The organism is Bradyrhizobium sp., from assembly GCF_047605465.1.
In the GTDB taxonomy this organism is placed as follows: Bacteria; Pseudomonadota; Alphaproteobacteria; order Rhizobiales; family Xanthobacteraceae; genus Bradyrhizobium.
Genome location: NZ_JASGFS010000077.1, coordinates 1 through 26,539 on the forward strand (window position 1 = coordinate 1; position 26,539 = coordinate 26,539).

General features: G+C 66.4%; 25 protein-coding genes. 17 read left to right on the top strand and 8 right to left on the bottom strand.

Annotated features, from left to right (window positions below; translation table 11 throughout):
* Window positions 1-738: nucleotidyltransferase domain-containing protein (locus tag QM712_RS32360; protein WP_415027217.1), on the bottom strand; the 738-nt coding region annotated here is incomplete at its 3' end.
* 187 nt (window positions 739-925) lie between these two features.
* Here QM712_RS32360 and QM712_RS32365 point away from each other — a divergent pair.
* The 5 genes from QM712_RS32365 (at window position 926) to QM712_RS32385 (ending at window position 5,273) form a co-directional block, all read left to right on the top strand.
* Window positions 926-1,897 carry an aliphatic sulfonate ABC transporter substrate-binding protein gene (locus QM712_RS32365; protein WP_415027218.1) on the top strand — a complete coding sequence of 324 codons (972 nt, stop codon included), beginning with the start codon at window positions 926-928 and terminating at the stop codon, window positions 1,895-1,897.
* 209 nt (window positions 1,898-2,106) lie between these two features.
* The gene (locus QM712_RS32370; RefSeq protein WP_415027219.1) at window positions 2,107-2,952 is read left to right on the top strand and encodes an ABC transporter permease; all 846 of its coding nucleotides are present in this window, start codon (window positions 2,107-2,109) and stop codon (window positions 2,950-2,952) included.
* 2 nt (window positions 2,953-2,954) lie between these two features.
* On the top strand, window positions 2,955-3,740 hold the full coding sequence (locus QM712_RS32375) for an ABC transporter ATP-binding protein (protein ID WP_415027220.1): 786 nt from the start codon (window positions 2,955-2,957) through the stop codon (window positions 3,738-3,740).
* Between the two features lie 55 nt (window positions 3,741-3,795).
* Window positions 3,796-4,305, top strand: coding sequence for an OsmC family protein (locus tag QM712_RS32380; protein ID WP_415027221.1), 510 nt, complete (start codon window positions 3,796-3,798; stop codon window positions 4,303-4,305).
* Between the two features lie 164 nt (window positions 4,306-4,469).
* Window positions 4,470-5,273, top strand: a complete 804-nt coding sequence (locus QM712_RS32385; protein WP_415027222.1) for a hypothetical protein — start codon at window positions 4,470-4,472, stop codon at window positions 5,271-5,273.
* A gap of 118 nt (window positions 5,274-5,391) precedes the next feature.
* Here QM712_RS32385 and mutS read toward each other — a convergent pair whose 3' ends face one another.
* Window positions 5,392-8,130, bottom strand: a complete 2,739-nt coding sequence (mutS, locus tag QM712_RS32390; protein WP_415027223.1) for a DNA mismatch repair protein MutS — start codon at window positions 8,128-8,130, stop codon at window positions 5,392-5,394.
* Between the two features lie 217 nt (window positions 8,131-8,347).
* Here mutS and pcaF point away from each other — a divergent pair, with 217 nt between their 5' ends.
* From pcaF to QM712_RS32415, 5 genes are all read left to right on the top strand, one after another.
* Window positions 8,348-9,556 (top strand): 3-oxoadipyl-CoA thiolase, encoded by a 1,209-nt coding sequence (gene pcaF, locus QM712_RS32395; protein WP_415027224.1) that lies wholly within the window; start codon window positions 8,348-8,350, stop codon window positions 9,554-9,556.
* A gap of 180 nt (window positions 9,557-9,736) precedes the next feature.
* Entirely contained in the window at window positions 9,737-10,630 is an 894-nt protein-coding gene (locus tag QM712_RS32400; RefSeq protein ID WP_415027225.1) for a dioxygenase, read from the top strand.
* 121 nt (window positions 10,631-10,751) lie between these two features.
* The gene (pcaH, locus tag QM712_RS32405) at window positions 10,752-11,453 is read left to right on the top strand and encodes a protocatechuate 3,4-dioxygenase subunit beta (RefSeq protein ID WP_415027226.1); all 702 of its coding nucleotides are present in this window, start codon (window positions 10,752-10,754) and stop codon (window positions 11,451-11,453) included.
* Window positions 11,454-12,044, top strand: a complete 591-nt coding sequence (gene pcaG / locus QM712_RS32410) for a protocatechuate 3,4-dioxygenase subunit alpha (RefSeq protein WP_415027227.1) — start codon at window positions 11,454-11,456, stop codon at window positions 12,042-12,044.
* Window positions 12,045-12,251: 207 nt separating this feature from the next.
* The gene (locus QM712_RS32415; protein ID WP_415027228.1) at window positions 12,252-13,313 is read left to right on the top strand and encodes a phosphotransferase; all 1,062 of its coding nucleotides are present in this window, start codon (window positions 12,252-12,254) and stop codon (window positions 13,311-13,313) included.
* 76 nt (window positions 13,314-13,389) lie between these two features.
* On the opposite strand, the gene QM712_RS32420 is transcribed toward QM712_RS32415, so the two are convergent.
* Genes QM712_RS32420 through QM712_RS32430 form a run of 3 tightly spaced genes read right to left on the bottom strand, consistent with a single transcriptional unit; the run spans window position 13,390 to window position 16,601 of the window.
* Entirely contained in the window at window positions 13,390-14,946 is a 1,557-nt protein-coding gene (locus QM712_RS32420; protein ID WP_415027229.1) for a DHA2 family efflux MFS transporter permease subunit, read from the bottom strand.
* A 16-nt stretch (window positions 14,947-14,962) separates the two neighbouring features.
* Window positions 14,963-16,126, bottom strand: coding sequence for an HlyD family secretion protein (locus QM712_RS32425; RefSeq protein ID WP_415027230.1), 1,164 nt, complete (start codon window positions 16,124-16,126; stop codon window positions 14,963-14,965).
* Window positions 16,119-16,601: a MarR family winged helix-turn-helix transcriptional regulator gene (locus QM712_RS32430; protein ID WP_415027231.1), complete on the bottom strand. Its 483-nt coding sequence runs from the start codon at window positions 16,599-16,601 to the stop codon at window positions 16,119-16,121. The genes QM712_RS32425 and QM712_RS32430 overlap by 8 nt, the downstream gene beginning before the upstream one ends.
* 154 nt (window positions 16,602-16,755) lie before the next feature.
* Between QM712_RS32430 and QM712_RS32435 the strand changes: the two genes are divergently transcribed.
* From QM712_RS32435 to QM712_RS32455, 5 genes are all read left to right on the top strand, one after another.
* Window positions 16,756-17,250, top strand: coding sequence for a Fur family transcriptional regulator (locus QM712_RS32435; RefSeq protein ID WP_415027232.1), 495 nt, complete (start codon window positions 16,756-16,758; stop codon window positions 17,248-17,250).
* A gap of 35 nt (window positions 17,251-17,285) precedes the next feature.
* Complete coding sequence (locus tag QM712_RS32440) at window positions 17,286-18,239, top strand: DMT family transporter (protein WP_415027233.1); 954 nt, start codon at window positions 17,286-17,288, stop codon at window positions 18,237-18,239.
* Between the two features lie 12 nt (window positions 18,240-18,251).
* Window positions 18,252-19,535 carry a flavodoxin-dependent (E)-4-hydroxy-3-methylbut-2-enyl-diphosphate synthase gene (ispG, locus tag QM712_RS32445; RefSeq protein WP_415027234.1) on the top strand — a complete coding sequence of 428 codons (1,284 nt, stop codon included), beginning with the start codon at window positions 18,252-18,254 and terminating at the stop codon, window positions 19,533-19,535.
* Between the two features lie 231 nt (window positions 19,536-19,766).
* Window positions 19,767-20,663 (top strand): TauD/TfdA dioxygenase family protein, encoded by an 897-nt coding sequence (locus QM712_RS32450; RefSeq protein ID WP_415027235.1) that lies wholly within the window; start codon window positions 19,767-19,769, stop codon window positions 20,661-20,663.
* Window positions 20,660-21,466, top strand: coding sequence for an N-acetylmuramoyl-L-alanine amidase (locus QM712_RS32455; RefSeq protein WP_415027236.1), 807 nt, complete (start codon window positions 20,660-20,662; stop codon window positions 21,464-21,466). The genes QM712_RS32450 and QM712_RS32455 overlap by 4 nt, the downstream gene beginning before the upstream one ends.
* 108 nt (window positions 21,467-21,574) lie before the next feature.
* Here QM712_RS32455 and QM712_RS32460 read toward each other — a convergent pair whose 3' ends face one another.
* The 3 genes from QM712_RS32460 to QM712_RS32470 all read right to left on the bottom strand — a co-directional run bounded on the left by QM712_RS32460 (window position 21,575) and on the right by QM712_RS32470 (window position 24,639).
* Window positions 21,575-23,185, bottom strand: a complete 1,611-nt coding sequence (locus QM712_RS32460) for a Na+/H+ antiporter (RefSeq protein ID WP_415027237.1) — start codon at window positions 23,183-23,185, stop codon at window positions 21,575-21,577.
* A 45-nt stretch (window positions 23,186-23,230) separates the two neighbouring features.
* Window positions 23,231-24,088 carry a class A beta-lactamase gene (bla, locus tag QM712_RS32465; protein WP_415027238.1) on the bottom strand — a complete coding sequence of 286 codons (858 nt, stop codon included), beginning with the start codon at window positions 24,086-24,088 and terminating at the stop codon, window positions 23,231-23,233.
* Window positions 24,089-24,264: 176 nt separating this feature from the next.
* Window positions 24,265-24,639, bottom strand: coding sequence for a nuclear transport factor 2 family protein (locus tag QM712_RS32470; protein ID WP_415027239.1), 375 nt, complete (start codon window positions 24,637-24,639; stop codon window positions 24,265-24,267).
* A gap of 93 nt (window positions 24,640-24,732) precedes the next feature.
* Between QM712_RS32470 and QM712_RS32475 the strand changes: the two genes are divergently transcribed.
* Entirely contained in the window at window positions 24,733-25,161 is a 429-nt protein-coding gene (locus tag QM712_RS32475) for a GFA family protein (protein WP_415027240.1), read from the top strand.
* 176 nt (window positions 25,162-25,337) lie between these two features.
* A partial coding sequence (locus QM712_RS32480) for a caspase family protein (RefSeq protein ID WP_415027241.1) occupies window positions 25,338-26,539 on the top strand: 1,202 nt, incomplete at its 3' end.

Consider the following 26,539-nt stretch of genomic DNA (forward strand, 5'->3'; position numbering starts at 1 on the left):
CAGGCCGCCCTTGCCGTCCTTGACGTTGGGCTCGACCAGATAGCGCGACTGGCCGCCGCGGCGGTGGCGCTCTTCGCGCTCGGCGAGCTTGGCCGTGACGAATTCGGACGCGGTGCCCTGCACCACTTCCTTGTCGAAGCGCGCGACCAGCTCGTCATAGAGCGGCTTGTCGCCGGTGAGGAAGCGTGTCTCCAGGATCGCGGTGCGGATCGTCATGTCGCCGCGCGCCTGGCGGATCGATTCATCGACCGAGCGGGTGGCGTGGCCGACCTTCAGCCCCATGTCCCAGAGGCAGTACAGGATCGCCTCGGCGACCTGCTCGCCCCAGGCCGTTTGCTTGTAGGGCAGGATGAAGAGCAGATCGATGTCGGACTCGGGAGCCATCAGGCCGCGGCCATAGCCGCCGGTCGCGACCACCGCCATGCGCTCGGCCCCGCTCGGGATCGGCGAGCGGTAGAGATGCCGGGTCGCGGCCGAATACAGGATGCGGATGATCTCGTCCTGGACGTGGCACAGCCGTTCGGCGCAGCGCCGGCCGTGACGGTCTTTCAGCAGGATCGCCTGGGCGGCGGCGCGCGCTGCGATCAGCTCCGCCTTGAGCAGTTGCGCCATGGCGGTGCGGAACGCGTCTTCGCGGCCCTCATGCTTTTCGGCGAGCGCATCGACCGCGGCGGTGATCCGCGCGGTGTCGAAGCGATCATCCACATCTGCCCTGGGCTCAGTCGCAACGCTGTCCATGTCTCACCGGATATAAGAGGTGACAGGCGCTGTCACCCGCCATTCTGAGGCAATAGTCGTTCCATGCTGGAAAAGGCCGGTTTTGGACAAGGTTGTTCTCGACCGGCGCGCTTTCAAGGGGGGATTTTCTCATTGACCTCTAGATATAACTCATTGAAGAACAATGAAATTCTTGAGGAGGCTGGGCATGACCACGATATCACGACGCACTCTTCTGGCAGGAGCATTTGCTCTCGCCGTAACCCCTGCGGCAAGGGCGGCCGAGCCGCTGAAGGAAATCCGCATCGACTGGGCGACCTACAATCCGGTGTCGCTGGTCCTGAAGCAGAAAGGGCTCCTCGAGAAGGAGTTCGCCAAGGACGGCATCACCATCACCTGGGTGCAGTCGGCGGGATCCAACAAGGCGCTCGAATTCCTCAACGCCGGCTCGATCGACTTCGGCTCGACCGCGGGTTCGGCGGCGCTGGTCGCCCGGATCAACGGCAACCCGATCAAGTCGATCTATGTCTATTCGCGCCCCGAATGGACCGCGCTGGTCGCAGCCAAGGATTCCAAGATCGCGAGCGTCGCCGATCTCAAGGGCAAGCGCGTCGCGGTGACGCGCGGCACCGATCCGCACATCTTCCTGGTGCGCGCGCTACTCGGCGCCGGCCTCACCGAGAAGGACATCACCCCGGTGCTGCTGCAGCATGCCGACGGCAAGACCGCGCTGATCCGCGGCGACGTCGATGCCTGGGCCGGGCTCGATCCGATGATGGCGCAGGCCGAGGTCGAGGAGGGCGCGAAGCTATTCTATCGGAACGCCGGCGCCAACACCTGGGGCATCCTCAATGTGCGCGAGCAGTTCCTGAAGGACTATCCGGACGCTGCCCGCCGCGTGCTCGCGGTCTATGAGGAGGCGCGGAAATATTCGCTGGCGAACTACGACGACCTGAAGAAGACCTTCATCGCTGTCACCAAGCTGCCGGAGGCCGTGGTCGACAAGCAGCTCAAGGAGCGCACCGAGCTCACCCACAGTCGCATCGGCGCACCCCAGCGCGACTCGATCCTCGCTGCCGGCCTCGCCCTGCAGCAGGCCGGCGTCGTCGATGCCAAGGTCGACGTGAAGGCGACGCTCGATGCCCTGATCGACGACCAGGTCCCGCTGCCGACGAATTGATCCTTTCACCCTCCCCCCTGTGTGGGGGAGGGGGACTTCGCAAGGCGAAGCCGGGTGAGGGGTATCGATCCTAACGATCGATCTATCGCGCGGAGAGAACCCCTCATCCGGCGCTTCGCGCCTCCTTCTCCCGCAAGGGGCGAAGAAGAGATCGGCGGAGATTGCTGCGCGGCCTTGCATTCCCTCGCCAGACGCGCTTCCTACCGGCCATGATTTCCGACGCGCCCGTCTTGCAACCAACTTCGGAACCGGCCGAAGCCGCCGCCGCGCCTTCGCGGCTCTCGCGCTATGCGGGGCCGTTGCTGGGACTCTTGCTGCCGCTGACGCTCGCGCTCGGCTGGGAGCTGGTGGTCTGGCTCGGCTGGTCGAACGGCCGGCTGGTGCCGCCGCCCTCGCGCGTCCTTGCCACCATCACCGATCTCGCCCGCTCCGGCGAACTGGTCCGTCACATCGCCGCGACCCTGTGGCGCGTCGGCCTCGGCTTCGCGTTCGGCGTGGTGGCGGGCACGCTGCTCGGGGCCATCTCCGGCTATTGGTCGCTGGCCCGGCGGCTGCTCGATCCGACCGTGCAGGCCCTGCGCGCGATCCCCTCGCTCGCCTGGGTGCCGCTGTTCATCCTCTGGCTCGGTATCTTCGAGACGTCCAAGATCGCGTTGATCGCGGTCGGCGTCTTCTTCCCGGTCTATCTCGGCGTGATGGGTGCGATCCTCTCGGTCGACCGCAAGGTCGTCGAAGTCGGCCGCGTCTTCCGCCTGTCGGGTTTCGCGATGATCCGCCGCATCCTGCTGCCCGCGGTGCTGCCGGCCTATGTGGTGTCGCTGCGCGTCGGCCTCGGCCTCGGCTGGATGTTCGTGGTCGCGGCCGAACTGATCGGCGCGTCCGAAGGCCTCGGCTATCTCCTGCTCGACGGCCAGCAGCTCGGCAAGCCGGCGCAGATCCTGGCCGCCATCGTGATCTTCGCCATCCTCGGCAAGCTCACCGACTGGCTGATCGAAGTCGTGGCCGCGCCCTTCCTGCGCTGGCAGGACGCCTTCGGTCGCGCGAAGGGAACATAACGATGCTGGCGCTCGACCGGGTCAGCAAGACCTATCCAAACGGCGTGCAGGCGCTGGCGCGTTTCTCCGCCGAGATCCGCCAGGGCGAGATCCTCGCCATCATCGGCGGCTCCGGCTGCGGCAAGTCCACGCTGCTGCGCGCCATCGCCGGCCTCGATCGCGCCAGCTCCGGCACGGTGACCCTCGACAATGAGGCGATTGCCTCGCCGCACGCCAAGATCGGCATCATCTTCCAGGAGCCGCGGCTGCTGCCCTGGCTCAGCGTCGCCGACAATATCGGCTTCGGCCTCGCCGATCTGTCCGCTGCCGAGCGGCGCGAGAAGGTGGCGCGTGCGCTCGCCCGCGTCGGCCTGGCCGACAAGGCCGAGGCCTGGCCGCGCGAGCTGTCCGGGGGGCAGGCGCAGCGTGTCGCGATTGCCCGTGCGCTGGTGCCGCAGCCCGAAGTGCTGCTGCTCGACGAGCCGTTCTCGGCGCTCGATGCGTTCACCCGGCGCGACCTCCAGGACCATCTTCTCGATCTTTGGGCCGATACGCGGCCGACATTGATCCTCGTCACACATGACGTCGACGAGGCCGTGGTGCTGGCCGACCGCGTGCTGGTGATGCGGCCGCGGCCGGGTCGGCTGTTCGATCAGATCGAGATCAATCTGGCGCGGCCGCGCGACCGCAATTCGCCGCTGTTCGAGAATTTCAAGCGAAGTGTGCTGACGTCACTCGACCGTTCGCTCGACCGCAGCGTGCCCGACCGTGACGCAACCCAGGGTCCCGGCCAGGCCATGTGGTGGTGACAATCTCTCGCCGAGCCGGTACATCGGAGGCTGATTTTTCCGGGAGAGAACGAAAATGGACGCCGCAGCACTGCGCCAGATGCAGGCCCCGATCAAGGAGCGCTACAAGACCGATCCCAAGGCCGCGCTGATCACGCTGAAGGCCAAGGGCTCGACCGACAGCGACGGCATCGCCTGCAAGATCGAGACGGGCCGCGCCATCGCGATGGCGGGCCTGCATCCGGCGACCGGAGGCTCCGGCCTCGAGCTCTGCTCCGGCGACATGCTGCTGGAAGCGCTGGTCGCCTGCGCCGGCGTCACGTTGAAATCGGTCGCGACCGCGATCGAGGTGCCGCTCAAGACCGGCAATGTCTATGCCGAGGGCGATCTCGATTTCCGCGGCACGCTCGGCGTCGACAAGGAGACCCCGGTCGGCTTCGCCGAGATTCGCCTGCGCTTCGAGGTCGACACCGACGCGCCGCAGGACAAGCTCGACCTTTTGCTCAAGCTCACCGAGCGCTATTGCGTCGTCTATCAGACCATCAAGAACGGTCCGAAGGTGTCGGTGTCGATGCAGCGGATCTAGCTGCTTCACCTCTCCCAAGAGGTCGCATTGACGTGTGGGTGAGGGGCTGCGGTCTCTCGCAGGACTTGAAGCCCTCACCCTATTTGTCGCGCCAAATGACCTCTCCCTCCGGGAGAGGAACGAGCCCGCGGATAACTCACCTCAACAAAAATCATCCCGGCCGAATGCCTCCGGAACTCTCCTACATCCTCTTCCTTCTGCTGCGCATGGGCATCGCGGCCGCGTTCGTGGTGTCGGCGTCCGTCATCACCGAGCGCTCCGGGCCGGTGATCGGTGCGCTGGTTGCAACGCTTCCGATCTCGGCGGGCCCGTCCTACGTCTTCCTCGCCATAGACCATGACGCCGCCTTCATCGCGCAAGGCGCCCTGTCGAGCCTTCCGGTCAACGCCGCGACGATCTTCCTCGGGCTCACCTATGTCGTGCTGGCGCAGCGGCACAGCTTCGCCTTGAGCGTCGGAAGCGCGATCGCCGTGTGGATCGTGCTGGCATCGATCATCCGCCTGTTCGACTGGACCCTGACGGCCGGCGTCGCCGTGAACCTGATCGCCTTCGGCATCTGCATCCCGCTGCTCGCGCAGTATCGCCATGTGAAGATGCCGCTGGTGACGCGCCGCTGGTACGACATTCCGTTCCGCGCCACGCTGGTTGCGACCCTGATCGGCATCGTGGTTTCGACGTCGAGCTGGGTCGGCCCGCGGGTCTCCGGCGTCATCGCGCTCTTCCCGATCGTCTTCACCAGCATGATGGTGATCCTGCACCCGCGCATCGGCGGCCCGCCGACCGCGGCCGTGCTCGCCAATTCGGCCTGGGGCCTGCTCGGCTTCGGCATGGCGGTCGCGGTGCTGCACGTCGGAGCCGCCAATTTCGGCTCCGTGGCCGGCCTTAGCCTCGGCCTCGCCACCTGCATCGTCTGGAATCTGACGTTGTGGTGGAACGGGCGAAGGAAGCGCGTCGTCCCCGCAGCCTAGACGTCGCGTCCTTCACGGTGATGAGGCGCGCAAACACCGTCGCGAACCATGAAGGCCGATCCTGGCCGCGGCCATCCTTCGAGACGCCGCTTCGCGGCTCCTCAGGATGAGGACCTTCTTACGGCTTCGGCAGTTTCGCCTTCAGCGCGTAGAGCGCATCGAGCGCCTCGCGCGGCGACATCTCGTCCGGGTGCAGCGCCTTCACCGCGTCCATCAGCAGCTCGGCCTCGCTCGGCGGCGCGGCTTCCGCGGCGGCGCGCGAAGGCACGGCGAACAACGGCAGATCGTCGGCGAGGGCGCGGGCGGTCTGGCCGCGGTCCTGCGCTTCGAGTTTCGCCAGCACCGATTTGGCGCGCGTGATCACGGCCGGCGGCAGGCCGGCGAGCTTCGCCACCTGGATGCCGTAGGAGCGGTCGGCCGAGCCTGGCAGCACCTCGTGCAGGAAGACGACATTGCCGTGCCACTCCTTGACCCGTACCGTCGCGTTGAACATGCGCGGCAGTTTGGCCGAGAGCGCGGTCAGCTCGTGATAATGCGTGGCGAACAGCGTGCGGCAGCGGTTGCTCTCGTGCAGGTGCTCGATCGCGGCCCAGGCGATCGAGAGGCCGTCGAAGGTCGCCGTGCCGCGGCCGATCTCATCCAGGATCACGAGCGAGCGCTCGCCGGCCTGGTTCAGGATCGCCGCGGTCTCGACCATCTCCACCATGAAGGTGGAACGGCCGCGCGCGAGATCGTCGGCGGCGCCGACGCGCGAGAACAGGCGGTCGATGATGCCGATCCGCGCGCGCGTCGCCGGCACGAAGCTGCCGATCTGCGCCATCAGGGCGATCAGCGCGTTCTGGCGCAGGAAGGTCGATTTACCGGCCATGTTCGGACCGGTGAGCAGCCAGAGCTGGCCGGACTTCTGCGCGGGCGCAGGCGAGAGGTCGCAGGCATTGGCGATGAAGGGCTCGCCGTTGCGCTTCAAGGCCTGCTCGACCACGGGATGGCGGCCGGCTTCGATGGCGAAGCCGAGCGAGCCGTCGACATCCGGCCGGACATAATTGTCGTCGATCGCGAGCTTGGCCAGCGACGTCGCGACGTCGAGCAATGCGAAGGCATGCGCGGCGGCGCGCAGATCGTCGCTGACCGCGAGCGCCTTGGCGCAGAGCCGCTCGAAGATCTCGAGCTCGAGGCCCAGCGCGCGGTCGCCGGCATTGGCGATCTTGGCTTCGATCTCGCCCAGCTCCGACGTGGTGAAGCGCACCTGGCCCGCCAGCGTCTGGCGATGGATGAAGGTCGCGTTCAGCGGCGCCGACATCAGCTTGTCGCCGTGCTGCGCGGTGACCTCGACGAAATAGCCGAGCACGTTGTTGTGCCGGATCTTCAGGCCCTTCACGCCGGTCTGGTCGGCGTAGCGGGCCTGCATCGAGGCGACCACCAGGCGCGAGGCGTCGCGCAGGTTTCTTGCTTCGTCGAGCGCGGGCTCGTAGCCCTGGCGCACGAAGCCGCCGTCGCGCTTGATCAGCGGCAATTGCTCGTCGAGGGCGCTGGCGAGTTCGGCCGCAAGCTCGCGCGACGGCTTCTGGAGGGCGGCGATCACCGCCGCGATCTCCTGGGGCGGCTGATCCAGCTCGCCGAGCCGCGCCACGACCTGGTCCGCAGCCATGATGCCGTCACGAAGGCCGGCGAGGTCGCGCGGTCCGCCGCGACCGACCGAAAGGCGCGCCAGTGCGCGCGACATGTCGGGCGCGCCGCGCAGGATGCTGCGGATGTCTTCGCGCGCGGCGGAATCGGCCACGAAGGCGCTGACCCCGTCGAGCCGCCGCGCGATCGCGGCCGCATCCGTCAGCGGCGCGGCGAGGCGCTGCGCCAGCAGGCGCGAACCGGCCGACGTCACGGTGCAGTCGATGGCGTCGAGCAGCGAGCCGCGCCGCTCGCCGGCCAGGGTTCGAGTCAGTTCGAGATTGGCGCGGGTGGCGGGATCGATCGCCATGGTCGCGCCGGAGGCTTCATGCGCTGGCGGCGACAGCGGCGGGTGCTTGCCGACCTGGGTACGGTCGACATAGGTGACGGCGGCGGCCGCCGCCGTGGCCTCCAGCCGTGTCAGTTGCGCGAGCCCGTCCATGGTCGCGACCGCGAAATAGTCGCACAGGCGCTTCTCGGCGGTGGCGCCGTCGAAGACATCGCGGGTCAGCGGCGTCACCGCCGGCAATTCGCGCAAGGTCGGCCCGAGCTCGCTGTCGTTGTAGAGCGCGTCGGTGACGATCGCCTCGTTCGGATTGATGCGCGCCAGTGTCGCGGCGAGTTCGCCGCCCGAGCATTCCGTCACGGTGAATTCAGCGGTCGAGATGTCGATCCAGGCGAGGCCGAAGCGGTCGCCTCCGGCGGAGGAGCGGGCGCGCGCGATCGCCAGCAGGTAATTGTTGGCGCGCGCATCCAGCAGCGTGTCTTCGGTCAGCGTGCCCGGCGTCACCAGCCGCACCACGCCGCGGCGGACCACGCTCTTGTTGCCGCGCGCCTTGGCCGCGGCTGGATCCTCGGTCTGCTCGCAGACGGCGACCCGGTGTCCCGCCGTTATCAGGCGATGCAGGTAATCCTCGGAGCGCTCGACCGGTACGCCGCACATCGGAATGTCGGCGCCCTGGTGCTTGCCGCGCTTGGTCAGCACGATGCCGAGCGTCTTCGAGGCGATCTCCGCGTCCTCGAAGAACAATTCGTAGAAATCGCCCATCCGGTAGAACAGCAGGAGGCCCTGATGCGCCGCCTTGATCTCCAGATATTGTTCCATCATCGGCGTGACGCGCGCGGCGGCTTCCGCCTGCGGCGCGGGTGCGGTTTCAGGGGCGGGTGCGTGAATGGGCTGTTGCATCGTCATGGGCGGCGCAACCTACAAAATTTCGCCTCCATGGTCCCATGGCTTCGGCCCGGGGACGCGGGTTTTCCACGTTGTCCGCATTGCGGCATGCGCTGCGGGCGTGCGCGCCCCTCGGAACACGCGCGAAAGCGTCAATTGACCTGCTGCGGGCACCCTCCTAAAACTCCGCCGTCATTGAAGAATTCTGGCCGGACCGCGGCATTCAGGGAGAACAGCAATGCGTGACGTCTTTATCTGCGATGCCGTGCGGACCCCGATCGGCCGCTTCGGCGGCTCGCTCGCCAAGGTGCGTGCCGACGATCTCGCGGCGGCCCCGATCAAGGCGCTGATGGCCAAGCACCCCAAGCTCGACTGGTCGCAGGTGGATGAGGTGTTCTTCGGCTGCGCCAACCAGGCCGGCGAGGACAACCGCAACGTTGCGCGCATGGCGCTGTTGCTTGCCGGACTTCCGGATTCGGTTCCGGGCCAGACCCTGAACCGGCTGTGCGCCTCCGGCCTCGATGCGGTCGGTGCCGCGGGCCGCGCGATCCGCTCCGGCGAAATCGAGCTTGCGATTGCCGGCGGCGTCGAATCCATGACGCGGGCTCCCTTCGTGATGGGCAAGGCGCAGGAAGCCTTCTCGCGCTCGGCCGAGATCTTCGACACCACGATCGGCTGGCGCTTCATCAATCCGCTGCTCAAGGCCCAGTACGGCGTCGACGCGATGCCCGAGACCGGCGAGAACGTCGCCGAGGAATTCCAGGTCTCGCGCGCCGACCAGGATGCGTTCGCGATCCGCTCGCAGCAGCGCGCGGGTGCGGCGATCGCGGCGGGCTATTTCGCCGAGGAGATCACGCCGATCACCATTCCCGGCGGCAAGGCCGGCCCGATCACCGTGGACAAGGACGAGCATCCGCGTCCCGAGACCACGCTGGAAGGCCTCGCCAAGCTGAAGCCGATCGTGCGCAATCCCGGCACGGTGACCGCAGGCAACGCCTCCGGCGTCAATGACGGCGCCGCCGCGATGATCCTGGCGTCCGAAGCCGCCGTGAAGAAGCACGGCCTGACGCCGCGCGCCCGCATCCTCGGCCTCGCCTCCGCCGGCGTGCCGCCGCGCATCATGGGCATCGGCCCGGTGCCCGCGACCCGCAAGCTGATGGAGCGCCTCGGCAAGAAGATCAGCGATTTCGACCTGATCGAGCTGAACGAGGCCTTCGCCTCGCAGGGCATCGCCTGCATGCGCCAGCTCGGCGTCGCCGACGATGCCGACTACGTCAATCCGCATGGCGGCGCCATCGCGCTCGGCCATCCCCTCGGCATGAGCGGCGCGCGCCTCGCGCTCACCGCCGTGCACGGCATGGAGAAGCGCGGCGGCAAGCTCGCGCTTGCCACCATGTGCGTCGGTGTCGGCCAGGGTGTCGCGGTCGCGATCGAAAAGCTGAGCTGAGACTCTGTCCTCTCCCTCTTCCCGTTCTCACGGGGAGAGGGGTGGGGTGAGGGGCCTCTCTGCGGGAGAGATGGCCGTGGGACCCGTACCCCCTCACCCGGAATTTGCTGTCGCGAATTCCGATCTCTCTCCCCGCAGGCGGGGTGAGGTGAAGAGCCCGCGGACGGCCGGGAGACGACCATGATCATTGAGCGCGAGCAGGACGTCACGGCCGCGGCTTTGGCGGTGATGGAGCGGACGTCCGATCCGCGACTGCGCCAGATCATGGTGTCGCTGGTGACGCATCTGCATGCCTTCGTCCGCGACGTGCGCCTGACCGAGAAGGAATTCCGCGACGCCACGGCGATCGTGGCCGAACTCGGCAAGCTGACCACCGACACGCACAACGAGGTCGTGCTGATGGCGGGCTCGCTCGGCGTCTCGCCGCTGGTGTGCCTGCTGAACAATGGCGACCAAGGCAACACCGAGACCGATCAATCGCTGCTCGGGCCGTTCTGGCGCTTGAATTCGCCGCGAGTGGAAAATGGCGGATCGATCGTCCGGTCCGAGACCCCGGGTGCGCCGCTGTTCGTTCATGGCCGCGTCGTCGACAGGGAGGGCCGGCCCGTCGCCGGCGCCGAGGTCGATGTCTGGCACGCATCGCCGGTCGGCCTCTACGAGAATCAGGATCCCGAACAGGCCGACATGAACCTGCGCGGCAAGTTCACCACCGATCCTGACGGACGCTTCTCCTTCCGCTCGGTGATGATGATCGGCTATCCCATTCCGACCGACGGCGTGGTCGGACGCCTGCTGGAGGCGCAGGGCCGGCACCCCTATCGTCCCGCGCATCTGCACGCGCTGATCTTCAAGCCCGGATTCAAGGTGCTGATCTCGCAGGTCTACGATCCCACCGATCCGCATATCGACAGCGACGTGCAGTTCGGCGTGACACAGGCGCTGATCGGCAAGTTCCTGCGGCACGATTCACCGCATCCGGAGGCGCCCGACGTCGGGGTGCCCTGGTACTCGCTCGACCACACCTACCGGCTCGAGGCGGGAGAAGCCGTGCTGCCGCGGCCGCCGATCAAGTAGCGGGCTGCCGCAGGAGGCAGGAGCCCTGCGCGAAACCGGCTTCCCCCGATTAGTTATATATTATAATGATCGGGATAAGCGTTGGCCGGCCGGACGAAAATGGCCGGGGAGGAGTTCGCCGATGACATTCATCTATCCCGTCGACAGCAACAAGGCGCATCCGCTGCCGCTGTCGCCCGAATACAAAAGCTCGATCAAGCGCGCGCCGAACAAGCCCTTGATCCCGATGCGCCACACGCTGTCGGAGCTGACCGGCCCGGTCTACGGCCACGAGACCGTGCGCGAGGGCGATGCCGATCTGACGCGCCAGCACAGCGGCGAGCCGCTCGGCGAGCGCATCATCGTACACGGCCATGTGCGCGACGAGGACGGCCGCGGCGTGCCGAACTCGCTGATCGAGATCTGGCAGGCCAATTCCTGCGGCCGCTACGTCCATGTCCGCGATCAGCATCCGGCGCCGCTCGATCCGAACTTCACCGGAGCGGGCCGCACCGTGAGCGATCCCTCCGGCTATTACCGCTTCGTCTCCATCAAGCCCGGCGCGTATCCCTGGGGCAACCATCACAATGCCTGGCGTCCCGCGCACATCCATCTGTCGGTGTTCGGCCATTCCTTCGTCACGCGGCTCGTGACGCAGATGTATTTCCCGAACGATCCGCTGTTCCCGTTCGACCCGATCTTCAACTCGGTGCCTGACGAGAAAGCGCGTGCGCGCATGGTGTCGTCGTTCGACCTCGAGAACACCCAGCCCGAATGGGCGCTGTGCTACCGCTTTGACATCGTGCTGCGCGGCAAGAACGCCACGCCAATGGAGAACCATTAAGTGCAGGACAACGGTATCACCCCATCGCAGACCGTCGGTCCGTTCTTCAAATACGGCCTGACGCCGAACGGCGAATACGAGTGGAACGACGCGTTCACCAACTCCACGATCACGCCTGACGTCTCGGGCGAGCGCATCCGTATCGAGGGCAGGGTGCTCGACGGCGACGGCGTCGTTGTGCCCGACTGCATGCTGGAGATCTGGCAGGCCGATGCGCAGGGCCGCTTCGCCGACCCGCAGGACAAGCGCGCGCTGCCGAATGCCAGCTTCCGCGGCTTTGCCCGTTGCGGCACCGACAAGGACGGCAATTATTCCTTCGACACCATCCGGCCCGGTTCGGTGCCCGACGCCGACGGCAAGCCGCAGGCGCCGCATATCCTCGTGGCGGTGTTCGGGCGCGGCATGCTGCGGCATCTCTATACCCGCATCTATTTCAGCGACGAGGCCGGCAATGCCGCCGATCCCGTGCTGGCATTGGTGCCCGCCGATCGCCGCGCCACGCTGATCGCGACACGCGAAGCCGGAAATGGGGTCTATCGGCTCGACGTGCGCCTGCAGGGCGACAACGAGACGGTGTTCTTCGACGTCTGACGCCGGTGCCGTCCCGGCGAACACCGGGACGCAAAGGCTCAGAAGGTCGCTGCCCTGCCGGAGGCCAACGCCGAAGCCTCGTAACGACATCCGCCCCGGCCCGTGCGGCCCAGGGTCGGAGCTTCGCTTGTCGGGGACGACGAGCGGAGGGTGTGGCGCTCGGCTGGGCGTTCGGGCAGTATGAGCGCGGCACCCGGGGCGCGCTCGATGACACCTCCACAACTGCCGGCGGTCGTTGAGCCCGCCCAATTGACGGCTGCGCTTCGCAGGGGCGGGGTGCTGGATCGCGGTGCGGTCCGCGAGGTGAAGGTTCTGCATCAGCGTGACACCGTCGTGTCGCATATCATCCGCCTCGGCTTGCGCTATGTCGGGGAATCCGCCGGCGCCCCGCAATCCCTGATCCTGAAGACGGCGAATTCGGCGTTCGCGGAAACGCTTGCGGACGGCGGCCGGAGCGAGGTGGCCTTCTACACCGCGCTCGCGCCGCAAATGCCGCCGGGGCTCGTGCCGCGTTGCTTCGATGGATTTTTCGACGAGGAGACCCGGACCTGGCATCTCCTGCTCGAGGATCTCACCGACAGCCACGAGGTCGCGACGCAATGGCCGTTGCCGCCGTCGCGTGATCAGACCGCCGCCATCGTCGCCACGCTCGCGCGCTGGCACGCGGCCTGGTGGGATCATCCCGCTCTCGGCGACACGGTCGGCGCCTGGGCGAGCGCCGAGGACAGCGCCAGGCGCATGGAGGTCTTCGCCGGCCATTACGACCGCTTCGCCGATCTGCTCGGGGATCGTCTCAGCGAGGAGCGGCGCATCCTCTACCGCCGTCTCATCGATCAATCCGCCCGCCTGTCCGAGCGCTACCATTCACGCCGCCATCTCAGCATCACGCATGGCGATGCCCACACCTGGAATTTCCTGCTCCCCCGTGCCGGCGTCGCCGACACCGCGCGCATCTTCGATTTCGACCTGTGGAGCATCAACGTGCCGACCGGAGACCTCGCCTACATGATGGCGCTGCACTGGTATCCGGAAAGGCGGCAAGCGCTGGAACGCCCGCTGCTCAATCTCTACCACGAGACGTTGCTCGCGAGCGGCATCACCGGCTATACGCGCGGCGCGCTCGATCGGGATTACCGCTGGTCGGTGCTCTGGCAGATCACCAGGCCGGTCTGGCAGTGGAGCATCGACATCCCGCCGCTGATCTGGTGGACCAATCTGGAGCGGGCGATGATGGCGGTCGAGGATTTGGGCTGCGAAGAGCTGCTGTAGGTCGCGCCTCGCCGTCACCCCGGATCTGCGCTTCGCTCGTCCGGGACGACGGTGGGGATGGCGGGGGGCCTTGCGTCTACTCCATCACCGCATGTTCCGGCGCTGCCGACTGCTTGCGCAGCGTAGCCTTGGTCGAGCCGATCATCAGCGCCAGCGGGATGGTGCAGAGGATGAAGAACATCACGAGCTGGTAGTCGTGCGCGAACGCGATGATCTGCGACTGGATGCTGACCATGCGGTCGGCCATGGCGCGGCCGGCATCGGTGGAGAGATTGATCATGCCGCGGACGTCAGGCATCTGCAGCGCATTGTTGAACGGGTTGATGTGCTCCGAGAGGATCGCATAGGTCCTGCGCGTGCCTTGCGTCAGTTGCGCAATGACGATGGAGATGCCGACCGAGCTCGCGACGTTGCGGAGCAGCGTCAGCATCGAGGTGCCGTCGGTGCGCAGATGGTTCGGCAGCGTCAGGAACGCCACCGTCGAGAGCGGCACGAAGACGAGGCCGAAGCCGAAGCCCTGGATCACGCTGACGATGACGATCTCCAGCGACTGGGTCTGGTCGGTCCAGCCGGTCATCTGGAACAGCGACGCCGCCGTCAGCGTCAGGCCGGAAATGATCAGTGTGCGCGCCTCGATGAAGCGCATGATGCGACCGACCATCATCATGGCGAAGAAGGTGCCGAAGCCGCGGCTCGCGAGCAGACCGCCGGCGCTCATGATGGGATAGCCGATCACGTTCTGCAGGTAGGGCGAGGCCAGCGCCATGGTCGAGTAGAGCACGAGGCCCATCACGGTCATGAAGATGCAGCCCGTGAGGAAGTTGCGGTCCTTGAACAGCGCGAACTGGATGAAGGGGCGCGTGGTCGTGAAGGAGTGGGCGAAGAAATAATAGAAGGCGACGCCCGAGATCACGAACTCGGTCACGATCTCGACCGATTCGAACCAGTCGAGCTGCTCGCCGCGGTCGAGTGCCAACTGAAGAGCGCCGATCCCGATCGCCAACGCGCCGAAGCCGAACCAGTCGAATTTCAGGCTGAGATTCTTGTCGGTCTCGTCCATGAAGACGGCGAGCCCGAGCACGGTGACGATTCCGAACGGCAGGTTGACGAAGAACACCCAGTGCCAGGAATAGGTCTCGGTCAGCCAGGCGCCGAGCGAGGGACCCATGATCGGGCCCATCATCACGCCCATGCCCCAGATCGACATCGCGGTGGCACGTTCCTGCAGCGTGTAATAGTCGAGCATCACCGCCTGCGACAACGGCACCAGCGCCGCGCCGAACACGCCCTGCAGCAGGCGGAACAGCACCATCTGGTTGATATCCTGCGCAAGGCCGCACAGCACCGAAGCGAGGGTGAAGCCGGCCGAGCAGATGATGAAGATGCGCTTGCGGCCGAAGCGATTGGCGATCCAGCCCACCGGCGCCGTCATGATCGCGGCGGCGACGATGTAGGAGGTCAGGACCCAGTTGATCTGGTCCTGCGAGGCCGACAGCGTGCCCTGCATGTAGGGCAGCGCGACGTTGGCGATGGTGGTATCCAGCGCCTGCATGATGGTCGCCGTCATGGCGCAGATCGTCACCATGTTCCGGCGCAGGCCGGGGACCATCAGGCTGGCATTGGGGCCGGACATCGGATCAGTCCTCGTCTCAGTCTTTGTCTTGGCTCGCGGTCGCCGACAGGCCGAGCAGGCCGGCGAGCGAGCGCTGATGGCCGGTGTCGATCGTGGCGTAGACGCTCATGCCGGCCTTCAGCTTCTTCACGTATTTGTCGCTCTCGTCGAAATAGATCCGGATCGGCACGCGCTGCACCACCTTGACGAAGTTGCCGGTGGCGTTCTGCGGCGGCAGGATCGCGAATTGCGCACCTGTGCCGGGCGAGAGCGAACCGATCTTGCCCTTGAAGACGTGGTTCGGGAACGCGTCGACCTCGAGCGTGACGGGCTGGCCTTCGGTGACATAGGTGAGGTCGCTCTCCTTCGGGTTGGCATCGACCCAGGGGTGGGCGATGTCGATGATGGAGAACACCGGCGTGCCGGCGGTGACGTAGCGGCCGAGCTGGATCTGCTCGACCTGGGTCGCGATGCCGCCCATCGAGGCGCGCACCACGGCGTGGTCGAGATTGCGCTCGGCGTTGTCGAGCTTGGACTTGGCCTGCGCGTAAGGCGGGAATTTCTCCAGCGGCAGGTCGGTGTCGCCGAGCAGTTGCGTCTTGGCGGTCGAGAGCTGCTGCTTGACGTATTGCGCGATCGAGCCGGACGTCACCAGCGCGTTCGACGCATTGTCGAGGTCGAGCTGCGAGCCGAAGCTGTTCTTCACCAGCGCCTGCTTGCGCTCCACGTCGCGCTGCTTCAGGTCGACGCCCTGCTGGGCGAGATTGAGCATGTCGCCGTAGATCTTGATGTTGGCGCGCAGGTTGTCGTAGGTCGTCTGCGCCTGCATCAGCTGCGCCCTGGCCTCGTCCACGGCGAGGCGGAACGGCACGGGATCGATTTCGAAGAGAACGTCGCCCTGCTGGACCAGCTGGCCTTCCCGGACGACGACCTTCTCGATCTTGCCGGAGATGTCGGGGGTCACCAGCACCTTCTGCGCGCCGACATAGGCGTCGTCGGTGCCGATATAGCGGCCGCCATGGAGATAGAAGATGATGCCCGCGATCGCGACGGCGATCGGCAGGACCACCATCAGCAGGAAACGGCGATAGCGCCGCAGGCCCGCCATCAGGCGGCGGCGCGGCTGCGTGCCGGCTCTCTTGCTGGGCTTGCCGCTGTCGATTTTCTGCTCGGGCGGGAATTTCAGGACCTGATCAGCCATAGCGCTGCTCCTTACGCGCCTGTTCCGCTCCGCTGGTCTGGATCGCGTTTCGCACGTTTTCTTTGATGGTTTCGAGTTGGGTGAGGAGACGATGAGCGTCCGCCGGATTGATGCCGTCGAGCGCGTTCGCCGTGAGTTCGGATTTGAGGCCGCTCATCTTGCCGAGCAGCGCCCGGCCGGCCTTCTTCAGATAGAGGCGGTTGACGCGGCGGTCGGAGGCGTCGCTGCGGCGCTCGATCCAGTCGCTCTCGCAGAGCTTGTCGATCAGGCGCGTCAGCGTGATCGGCTGCATCTCCAGCAGCTCGGCAAGCTCGGATTGTTTCATGCCTTCGCTGCGCTCGACCTTGGACAGCACCGCCCACTGGGCGCGGGTGATGCCGAAGCGCGAGGCTTCCTTGTCGGCGTAGACACGCAGCAGCCGATAGAGTTCACCGAGCGTGAACAGGAAGTTCTGGTCGACAGACCCCCGGGTCATAAGCTTTGTCTCCAATGAGCTTGAATATAATAAGCAAGCTTATGATTATTTCATGGCGGGATAATGGGATGCTGTCCCGCAGCAAAGGCATGGCTGATCGCCGTTTGCCGGTCGCGCTTTGGGTTCCGGGACCGAACTGCTAGAATAAGGTCAGATGACCCTCGCGAAGCCGGCTTTCCCCACGCCCGACCACGATCACGGCCGCTGTACCGCGGACGCGCTGGCGCATGCCGAGCAGGTTTGCCAGCAGCGGGCGCAGAAATTCACGCCGATTCGCCGGCAGGTCCTCGGCGCGCTGCTGTCCAGCCACCGGCCATTGGGCGCCTATGAGGTGATCGAGGAACTGGCGAAATCGATGCCGCGGCCGGCGCCGATCACCGTCTATCGTGCTCTCGATTTTTTGATGGCCAACGGCCTCGTGCACCGCATCGAGAGCCGCAACGCCTATCTCGCCTGTGCCGCCCACGACCATGACGTCACCTCGGCGGTGGCGTTCCTGATCTGCGAGCGCTGCGGCCTCGTCGGCGAGATACCGTCGGCCTCGTTCGCGCAGGGTCTCACCGCCGCCGCGCGCAGCTCGGGCTTCGCGCCCAAATTATCCGTGGTGGAGATCACGGGCGTCTGCACCCACTGCCAGAAGAAGTCCTAAAGCAACAACGGCACCAAGCCGGTTTCCGGGAAGACATGTCCGTACCTCAAGCTGCATCGTCCGCCGCGCGCCCGCTCAGCGCCGGCGCCATCGCCCTGATGCTCATGCTGTGCCTGACATGGGGGTTCAACCAGATCGCGGTGAAGCTCGTGCTTCCCGAAATCCCGCCGATGCTTCAGGCCATGTTCCGCTCGCTGGGGGCCCTGCCGGTGCTGCTCCTCATCGGCACCCTGCGCGGCGTCAAGTTCTTCGAACGGGACGGGACGTGGAAGCCCGGTCTCATCGCCGGGCTGATGTTCGGCATCGAGTTCGTCCTGATCTACCAGGGCCTGCGCCTGACGACGACCTCGCGCGCGGTCGTCTTCCTCTACACCGCGCCGTTCTTCGTTGCGCTCGGCTCCTACCAGATGCTCGGCGAGCGGCTGAGCGGCGGACAATGGCTTGGGCTCGCCGTCAGCTTCGCCGGCGTCGCCCTGGCGATCGGCGTTCCCCAGGCCGATGTCGATGCCAAAGTGCTGCTCGGCGACCTCCTGATCGTGTGCGGGGCCTCGCTTTGGGCCGCGACCACGCTGGTCGCCAAGGGCACGCGGCTGCGCCTGGCCGCGCCCGAGAAGGCGCTCGGCTATCAGGTCGCGACCTCGATTCCGATCCTGGGAGTGGCGGCCTGGCTGTTCGGCGAGTCCATCCCTCGTATGCCGTCGGCGCAATCGATCGGGCTGGTGGCATTCCAGGCGGTCTGGGTGGTGGGAACCACGTTCACGCTTTGGTTCGCGCTGGTGAAGGCCTATTCCGCCAGCAAATTGTCGGCTTTTACCTTCATCACCCCTTTGTTTGGCGTGGTGGGTAGCTATTTCATCATGCATGACAGCCTAAGCTTGGCTTTCGGCGCTGCTGCCGTCCTTGTGATTGCTGGGCTTTTTCTGGTTAACCGTCCCAGCCCAATCGCCGCGGCGCCGCGCGATGCATTGCTGAAAGTCACCAAAACCTGATATTTGGACCCCATGAACAAGCTCGAAAACCCCATCGATTCCGACATCGCGGGCCCGTCGCCCCGGCACCACACCACCCAGGTCAAGGTCGGCAACGTCGCCGTCGGCGGCGGTGCGCCGATCGTCGTGCAGTCGATGACCAACACCGACACCGCCGACATTGACGGCACCATCGCCCAGGTCGCAGCGCTCGCGCGCGCCGGCTCCGAAATGGTCCGCATCACGGTCGACCGCGAGGAGGCCGCTGCCGCCGTCCCGCACATCCGCGACGGCCTGCTCAAGCGTGGCATCACCACGCCCCTGATCGGCGACTTCCACTATATCGGCCACAAGCTGCTCGCGGCCTATCCGGCCTGCGCCGAAGCGCTCGCCAAGTACCGCATCAATCCCGGCAATGTCGGCTTCAAGGACAAGCGCGACACCCAGTTCGCCGACATCATCGAGATCGCCAACAGGAACAACAAGCCTGTGCGCATCGGTGCCAATTGGGGCTCGCTCGACCAGGAACTGCTGACCAAGCTGATGGACGAGAACGCCGCGTCCGCCAATCCGCGCGACGTGCGCGCGGTGACGCGCGAGGCCATGGTGCAGTCCGCGCTGCTCTCGGCCGCGCGCGCCGAAGAGCTCGGCATGTCGAAGGATCGCATCATCCTCTCCGCGAAGGTCTCGGCGGTGCAGGATCTCATCGCCGTCTATCAGGATCTCGCCAGCCGCTCCGATTACGCCATCCATCTCGGTCTCACCGAGGCCGGCATGGGCTCGAAGGGCATCGTGGCATCCTCGGCCGCGCTCGGCATCCTGCTTCAGCAGGGTATCGGCGACACCATCCGCATCTCGCTGACGCCCGAGCCCGGCGGCGACCGCACCCGTGAGGTGCAGGTCGGCCAGGAACTGCTGCAGACCATGGGCTTCCGCACCTTCGTGCCGCTGGTCGCGGCCTGCCCCGGTTGCGGCCGCACCACCTCGACCACGTTCCAGGAGCTGGCCCGCTCGATCCAGGATTTCATCCGAGACGAGATGCCGAACTGGAAGACGAAATATCCGGGCGTCGAGGAGCTCAACGTCGCGGTGATGGGCTGCATCGTCAACGGTCCCGGCGAATCCAAGCACGCCAATATCGGTATCTCGCTGCCCGGCACTGGTGAGGCTCCGGCAGCGCCGGTGTTCGTCGACGGCAAGAAGTTCCGGACCCTGCGCGGCCCGACGATCTCCGCCGACTTCAAGGCGCTCGTGATCGACTATATCGACCAGCGCTACGGCCAGGGCGCCAAGGTGCCGGCACCCGCGGCGGAGTGATTTAGCTCCGCCAGCAACCCGACATCCCGCTGTCGTCCCGGCGAGGGCCGGGACCCATGACCGCAGACCGTGGTCATGGCGCGAGATGTTGGTTGAGCGTCTTCCACATCCGGTTCGGTCGCTACGGGTCCTGGTCATCGCCGGGACGACATCCGTGTTTTCGACGCGGATTGCACATCCATCGCCACGCGCTACGATGCTCCCCAATCAGAACGATTGGGAGCAACGCCCATGAGCTCACTCGCCGGCAAGCAGGGTCCGCGCTATCGCCACACGGCTGAAGACGGCGCTCCTTACGAGACCATCGCGGTCGAAAAGCTCACGCCCATCATCGGCGCGGAAATATCCGGCGTCGATCTCGGCAGGCTCGTCTCGGACGATGCCCGCTCCAACCGCCAGATGGACGAGATCCATCGCGCGCTGGCGGAAAACCTCGTCATCTTCTTCCGCGACCAGAACATCACGCCGCAACAGCATCTCGCCTTCGGCCGCAAGTTCGGTGAGCTGCATGTGCATCCCGCGGCCCCGCACGAGGACGAAGACCCGGCGCTGATGAAGATCTACGCCGACAGGAACTCGCCGCGCGCCAACGGCGAGGGCTGGCATTCCGACGTGTCCTGCGATGTCGAGCCGCCGATGGGTTCGATCCTCTACATCAAGCAATGCCCGCCGCGCGGCGGTGACACGCTGTTCGCCAACATGTACGCGGCCTATGAAGCGCTGTCGGACCGGATGAAGGCCTATCTCGACGGCCTCACCGCGCTGCACGACGGCGAGCCGATCTATCGCGGCCTCTACGCCAATTACGGCGTCGCCGATCGTCCGTCCTATCCGAACGCGGAGCATCCCGTGGTCCGCACGCATCCGGTCACCGGCCGGAAGGCGCTCTACGTCAATCGCGGCTTCACCCGCCACATCAACGGCGTTCCGCGCGACGAGAGCGATGCAATGCTCGCCTATCTCTATCAGCATGCCGAAAACCCGCTGTTCCAGTGCCGCTTCCGCTGGACCGAGAACGCCATCGCCTTCTGGGACAATCGCTGCGCCCAGCACCGCGCGATGTGGGACTACTGGCCGCACACCCGCTCCGGCACCCGCGTGACCGTGAAGGGAGAACGGCCGGTGTGAGGCGGCCATGGTGCCTCATCGCCGCCATCGCCGTTTCGCTGCTGTCGCTGCCGCCGATCGACGCCGGCATCGCGGCCGGAGCGCGGAAGGCTGCGAAAGCCAAGTCCAGGCCCTCGCCGCCCGCGCCATGCGAGCCGCGCAGTTTCCGCATCGTCCTCGATGTCGGGCACACCTCCGAATCCTACGGCGCGATGAGCGCGCGCAACGATCCGGAGTTCGGGTTCAACCTGCGCCTTGCGAAGCTGATCGGGGAGAGATTGACGTCGGCGGGCTTCGCGGCGACCCGGGTCCTGGTCACCGACGGCAAGGCGAGGCCGAGCCTGTTCAAGCGTGTCGCCACGGCCACCGCCGCGCATGCCGACGTCCTGCTCTCCATCCATCACGATTCGGTGCCGGACAAGCTGCTCGAGGAATGGGAGTTCGAGGGCGCCAGGAGCTGGTTCAGCGACCGCTTCAGCGGCCATTCGCTGTTCGTGTCCGAGCGCAATCCGAAGTTCGGCGCGAGCCTCGTCCTCGCCCGGTTGCTCGGCAAGGAGCTGAAGAGCCGCGGCCTGCAATATGCCGGCCAATACAGCCTTCCGCTGATGGGCCGCTACCGGCGGCAATTGCTCGACAAGGACGTCGGCGTCTACCGCTATGACGGGCTCGTCGTGCTCTCCCGGGCGACGAGTGTCGCCGCGCTGCTCGAAGCCGGCTCGATCATCAACCGCGACGAGGAGATGGCGATGAATTCGCCGGCGCGGCAGGAGCTGATCGCAGACGCCGTGACGGCGGCGATGGGGGAGTTCTGTGCGAGGCGGTAGATGGCCCCCGCCGTTTGAACCAGCGTCACCGCGAGCGCAGCGGATTGTGTCGCTGCGCTTGCAATGACGGTGTCGGCCCTAGCTTCGCTCATTGATGGCGATTGGCACCTAGAGCGGCGCGCCCTGATATTCCCGGTTTGCCAGGCTCGCTTCCTCCAGGTCCAGGTCACGTTCGATCCGGCGCCGGGTCTCGTCCGTGATCCGGCCGTCGCGCAGGAGATCGTGGATGAACTTGCGTTCGGCGACGATCAGTTCGCGGGTCAGCGCGGTGCCGGCGGCGGAGACGTCGTGGTGGTTGGGGTCGAGCGAGTCCGGAAGCTGGCTGACGCGGATCTCGTGACGTGCGCGCAGCAGCCTGACCACCTCCTGGGACACGTCCTTTTCTTCGGTCAGCGTGTCCAGCGATTTCAGGGCCGCGTCGAGCGCCTGGCGCCGCGCGGCGATCTCGGACTCGTGTTCGGCGATGTGCTCGTTGCGGCCGGCTTCCGCGATGCCGAGCCAGCGGACCACCGGCGGCAGCGTCAGGCCGACCCCGATCAGCGTGATGAAGATGACGCCGAACGCCACGAACAGGATCAGGTCGCGATACGGGAAGGCCTCGCCGCCGGGCAGCGTGAACGGCAGGGCCAGCGCGGCCGCGAGCGACACGGCGCCGCGCACGCCGGTGAAGGCGAGCGTGAACGCCCATTGCCAGGGCGGCGACGGATCGCGCTCGCGCAGGCGCTTGCTCAATATTCGCGGCAGATAGATCGCGGGATAGAGCCAGACGAAGCGCGCGAGGACGATGATGGTCATGACCACGGCCGTCGCGATCATGATGTCGTCGAGCGGGAACGCCTTCGATTTCTCGTACAGCGCGCGCATCTGGAAGCCGGTGAGCAGGAAAAGCAGGCCCTCGATCATGTAGATCACGAGGTCCCAGAAGAAGATGCCCTGCAGGCGCGTCGCCGCCGAAATCCAGAGCGGGCCGTTCCAGCTCACATAGAGGCCGCAGGCCACCGTCGCGATCACGCCGGAACCGCCGACATGCTCGGGCAGCCAGTAGGAGACGTAGGGCGTGATCAACGACAGCGTCAGCTCGACCTGCGGATCCCTCGACCATTTGCGGGCTCGCAAAGAGAGCCAGCCGATGCCGATGCCGAAGGCGATCTCGCCGGCGACGATGAGGACGAACTCGCCGGCCGCCAGCGGCAGCGAGAAATGCCCGACCATGATCGCGGCGAGCGCGAAGCGGTAGAGGATCAGCGCGGTGGCGTCGTTGGCGAGCCCTTCGCCTTCGAGCACGACCAGGATGCGGCGCGGCATGTGCAGCCGTCGCGCGATCGCGAGCGGCGCCACCACGTCGGGCGGTGCGACGATGGCTCCGAGCAGGAAGCCGATCGTCCAGGGCAGGCCGATCACATAATGGGTGGCCGCGGCGACCATCGCAGCGGTGAAAATCACCGCGCCGACCGCGAGCAGCACGATCGGACGCAGATTGTTCTTGAACTCGCGCCAGCTCATCGCGACGCTCGCCGAATAGATCAGCGGCGGCAGCACCATCAGCAGCACCAGTTCCGGCGGCAGCTCGACCGGCGGCATCCCCGGCACGAAGGCGAGACCGACGCCGGCGAGCATCAGCAGAATGGCCGGCGCGACGTTGAAGCGGCGTGCGGCGAGCGCCGTGCCCGCGAGGACGCCGAGCAGGATGAGGAAGGTCTGAAACTTCGCTGCGATCATGACCTGTCTTGGCCCGGAAGCATCGGCAAGGTCAATGCGCGGCGGTCAAGCCAGCCGGTCCGCCACCATTCGCCCGATGCGCGCGAACACCGCCTCGATCTGCGCAGGCGTCGGCGTGCCGCCCTGGGTGTAGGCCGCGATCAGGATCGGCGCGTCGGGCCTGGGCCAGACCACGGCGATGTCGCCCGCGGCGTCCTTGCCGTTGTTCCCGGTCTTGTCGCCGATCTTCCAGTCTGCCGGCAGGCCGCCGCGCAGCCGGTTGGCGCCGGTCTTGCAACCCACCATCCATTCGGTGAGCCGGGCCCGCGATTGCGGCGACAGCTTCTCGCCGAGCACCAGGCGGCGCAGATTGCCCGCCATCGCGGCGGGCGTCGTGGTGTCGTGGGGATCGCCGGGTGGCGAGCGGTTGAGGGCGGGTTCGTTGTGGTCGAGCCGTGACGTGCTGTCGCCGAGCGACCGCCAGAATGCGGTCAGCGCGGCCGGGCCCCCGACCCGCGCCAGCAGCAGGTTGGCGCAGGTGTTGTCGCTGAGCTCGACGATCGCCTGGCACATGTCGGCCACCGACATCGCGCCGGCCGCGAGGTTCTGCCGGGCGACCGGCGCGTAGTCCAGCAGGTCTTTCCTGCCGTAGGGCACCATCGCGGCAAGCTGGTCCTTGCCGCGATCGACGCGGGCCAGCACGCAGGCCGCAAGCGAGGCCTTGAAGGTCGAGCACATGACGAAGCGCTCGTCGGCGCGCCATGCGAGCTTTGCGCCGCTTGTCAGGTTCTCCGCATAGACCCCGATCCGCCCGCCGCTCTCGCGCTCATAGCTTGCTAATTCGGGCGGCGCCTCCGAGGCGAGCGCGGGAGACACGGCCATCCAGCAGAGCGAGGCGAGCAGGGAGCGGCGGTCGAGAGGCATGGGAATCTTCGGGTGGGATGGTTGGGGTCAGCGAGGCGCGCCTCGCCCACATCGTCGTTGCGAGGCGCGAAGCGATCCAGACCATTCTCGCAGAACGCTGGATTGCTTCGCGGTGCTCGCAATGACGGGGAATGATGCCCGATTTCAGGCCGCGGAAGGGGTTGGGCGCGAGGCCGTCACTCCCTCAGGTCGTACCGATACGATTTCGACACGATCTGCCAGCCGTCGGCCAGCTTCATTGCCACGAGATAGTCGGTGAAATAGCGCGGCGGCAATTGGCATTTGACCTTGATGAAGGCGGTCTTCTCATCCGAACGGTCGATGGTGACGACGAAATCCTCGCGTGGCTTGCCCTCCGCCTTGGCGGAAGCGCGCTTGCGCACGCGGTCGAGCCAGTCGGGCAGGGACAGTATCTGCAATTCGCCCTTCTCGACCCAGCGCAGGTCGGCGGAGGGGTGGAAGATGGCGCCGAGCTTGTCGGCGTCGCCCTCGTAAAGTCCGTCGAAATAGCTTTGCACGACGGCTTCGACGCTCGAACGGTTCTGGCTCATGGGTCATCCCTTTGAATGATGGCTCGGCGGGAATTTAGTCGTACACGTCAATTTGCGCTATGGCTGTGTCGGTCCTTGCGCGAGGCTGCCGTCATGACCGAATCGGACAATTCGAACGCCCGCATCCTGATCGGCGAATGCTATTGCCGGGCGGTGCGCTACGAGGTGGCGGACCAGTTCACTTATGCCTTGAACTGTCATTGCTCGAACTGCCGCCGCACCACCGGCTCCGCCTTCAAGCCGTTCGCGGGCATCCCGCGGGACAAGCTCCGCATCGTCCATGGCGAGGACCGGCGCATCATCTATGGCGACGACACCACCCATGACGCCCACTGCGCCCGCTGCGGATCGCTGCTGTATTCCCAGGTGCGCGAGGGAAAATGGGTCCATGTCGCCATGGGAACCCTGGTCGATGCGCCCTCGATCCGGCCGAGCGCCCATATTTTCGTGGGCTCGAAGGCGCCCTGGCACGAGATCACGGACAATCTGCCGCAGTACCGGGGGCATGTCGGCGATGGCTGAGGGAACCCGGACCAAGTCCGGTATCGCCGGCGAACCGCGACCCCGCTGGTGCGACAAACAGAAGGGAAGGCTTTCTATCGCGGCCTTCGTGATCTTCGTCACAAGCAAGCGCCGCAGACCTTGCTAAAGCGATCCCAAAGGGGCCCGAGATCGCCCTGAACGTTGGAAGTCGTGTCATGCGCAACCTGCTCAGACTTTGCCCGCTTCTCATCGCTCTCGCGCTGTTGCTCGGCGCCGGGCCCGCCTTCGCAGGAAAGCGCGTGGCGCTGGTGCTGGCGAACTCGGCCTATCAGCATGCGCCGCCACTCACCAATCCCGTCAACGACGGCGCGGTGATGGCCAAGACGCTGAAGGATGCCGGCTTCGACGTCGTCGATTCCCGGCACGATCTGACGGCGCTGGACACCCGGCGCGTGCTGCGCGATTTCGCCGATGCGACCCGCGATGCCGACATCGCCGTGGTCTATTACGCCGGTCATGGCATCGAGGTCGAAGGCTCCAACTATCTGATCCCGGTCGACGCCAAGCTCGAGCGCGACACCGACGTCTATGACGAGGCGCTCTCGCTCGACCGCATCCTGGTCGCGGTGGAGCCGGCCAAGCAGCTTCGCCTGGTGATCCTCGACGCCTGCCGCGACAATCCGTTCGGCAAGTCGATGAAGCGCACCGTCGCCACGCGCGGCATCGGCCGCGGTCTGGCCCAGGTCGAGCCGACCAGCCCGAACACGCTGATCGCCTATTCGGCCAAGGCCGGGTTCACGGCCCAGGACGGCGATGGCGCCAACAGCCCGTTCACGGTTGCACTGTCGCGGCATCTGACGACGCCGGGCCTCGATGTCCGCCGCGCCTTCGGCTTCGTGCGCGACGATGTGCTGAAGTCGACCGGGAACAAGCAGGAGCCGTTCGTCTATGGTTCGCTCGGCGGCGAGGACGTGCCGCTGGTGCCGGTGAAGGCGACGCCGGCGGCTCCCGCGCCGAATCCGCTGGCCGACATGCGACGCGACTACGAGCTCGCGCTTCAGGTCGGCAACAAGCCGGCTTGGGATGCCTTCCTTGCCCAGCACCCCGATGGTTTCTACGCGAGCCTCGCCAAGCTGCAGCTCGAGAAGATCACGGCCGAGCAGGCTCATGCCGCGGCGATCGAGAAGGCCAGGCAGGCCGAGGCCGAGCGCGATCGTCTCGCGGCCGTCGGCGCGCAGAAGGATGCACAAGCCAAGGCCGCGGCCGATGCGAAGGCAGCCGAGCAGGCGCAGCTTGCCGCGCAGCAGGCCAAGGAACAGGCGCAGCAGCAGGCGGCCGCCGCCGAGCGGCAGCGCGTCGCGAGTCGGGAACCGCTCCGACAGCGTCGAGCGGCCGTAGCCGACGGCGATGGCGCCGA

Coding starts and splice junctions, on each gene's coding strand:
- QM712_RS32365 (WP_415027218.1), top strand. CDS start 926: ATGACCACGATATCACGACGCACTCTTCTGGCAGGAGCATTTGCTCTC.
- QM712_RS32370 (WP_415027219.1), top strand. CDS start 2,107: ATGATTTCCGACGCGCCCGTCTTGCAACCAACTTCGGAACCGGCCGAA.
- QM712_RS32375 (WP_415027220.1), top strand. CDS start 2,955: ATGCTGGCGCTCGACCGGGTCAGCAAGACCTATCCAAACGGCGTGCAG.
- QM712_RS32380 (WP_415027221.1), top strand. CDS start 3,796: ATGGACGCCGCAGCACTGCGCCAGATGCAGGCCCCGATCAAGGAGCGC.
- QM712_RS32385 (WP_415027222.1), top strand. CDS start 4,470: ATGCCTCCGGAACTCTCCTACATCCTCTTCCTTCTGCTGCGCATGGGC.
- mutS (WP_415027223.1), bottom strand. CDS start 8,130: ATGACGATGCAACAGCCCATTCACGCACCCGCCCCTGAAACCGCACCC.
- pcaF (WP_415027224.1), top strand. CDS start 8,348: ATGCGTGACGTCTTTATCTGCGATGCCGTGCGGACCCCGATCGGCCGC.
- QM712_RS32400 (WP_415027225.1), top strand. CDS start 9,737: ATGATCATTGAGCGCGAGCAGGACGTCACGGCCGCGGCTTTGGCGGTG.
- pcaH (WP_415027226.1), top strand. CDS start 10,752: ATGACATTCATCTATCCCGTCGACAGCAACAAGGCGCATCCGCTGCCG.
- QM712_RS32415 (WP_415027228.1), top strand. CDS start 12,252: ATGACACCTCCACAACTGCCGGCGGTCGTTGAGCCCGCCCAATTGACG.
- QM712_RS32420 (WP_415027229.1), bottom strand. CDS start 14,946: ATGTCCGGCCCCAATGCCAGCCTGATGGTCCCCGGCCTGCGCCGGAAC.
- QM712_RS32425 (WP_415027230.1), bottom strand. CDS start 16,126: ATGGCTGATCAGGTCCTGAAATTCCCGCCCGAGCAGAAAATCGACAGC.
- QM712_RS32430 (WP_415027231.1), bottom strand. CDS start 16,601: ATGACCCGGGGGTCTGTCGACCAGAACTTCCTGTTCACGCTCGGTGAA.
- QM712_RS32435 (WP_415027232.1), top strand. CDS start 16,756: ATGACCCTCGCGAAGCCGGCTTTCCCCACGCCCGACCACGATCACGGC.
- QM712_RS32440 (WP_415027233.1), top strand. CDS start 17,286: ATGTCCGTACCTCAAGCTGCATCGTCCGCCGCGCGCCCGCTCAGCGCC.
- ispG (WP_415027234.1), top strand. CDS start 18,252: ATGAACAAGCTCGAAAACCCCATCGATTCCGACATCGCGGGCCCGTCG.
- QM712_RS32450 (WP_415027235.1), top strand. CDS start 19,767: ATGAGCTCACTCGCCGGCAAGCAGGGTCCGCGCTATCGCCACACGGCT.
- QM712_RS32460 (WP_415027237.1), bottom strand. CDS start 23,185: ATGATCGCAGCGAAGTTTCAGACCTTCCTCATCCTGCTCGGCGTCCTC.
- bla (WP_415027238.1), bottom strand. CDS start 24,088: ATGCCTCTCGACCGCCGCTCCCTGCTCGCCTCGCTCTGCTGGATGGCC.
- QM712_RS32470 (WP_415027239.1), bottom strand. CDS start 24,639: ATGAGCCAGAACCGTTCGAGCGTCGAAGCCGTCGTGCAAAGCTATTTC.
- QM712_RS32475 (WP_415027240.1), top strand. CDS start 24,733: ATGACCGAATCGGACAATTCGAACGCCCGCATCCTGATCGGCGAATGC.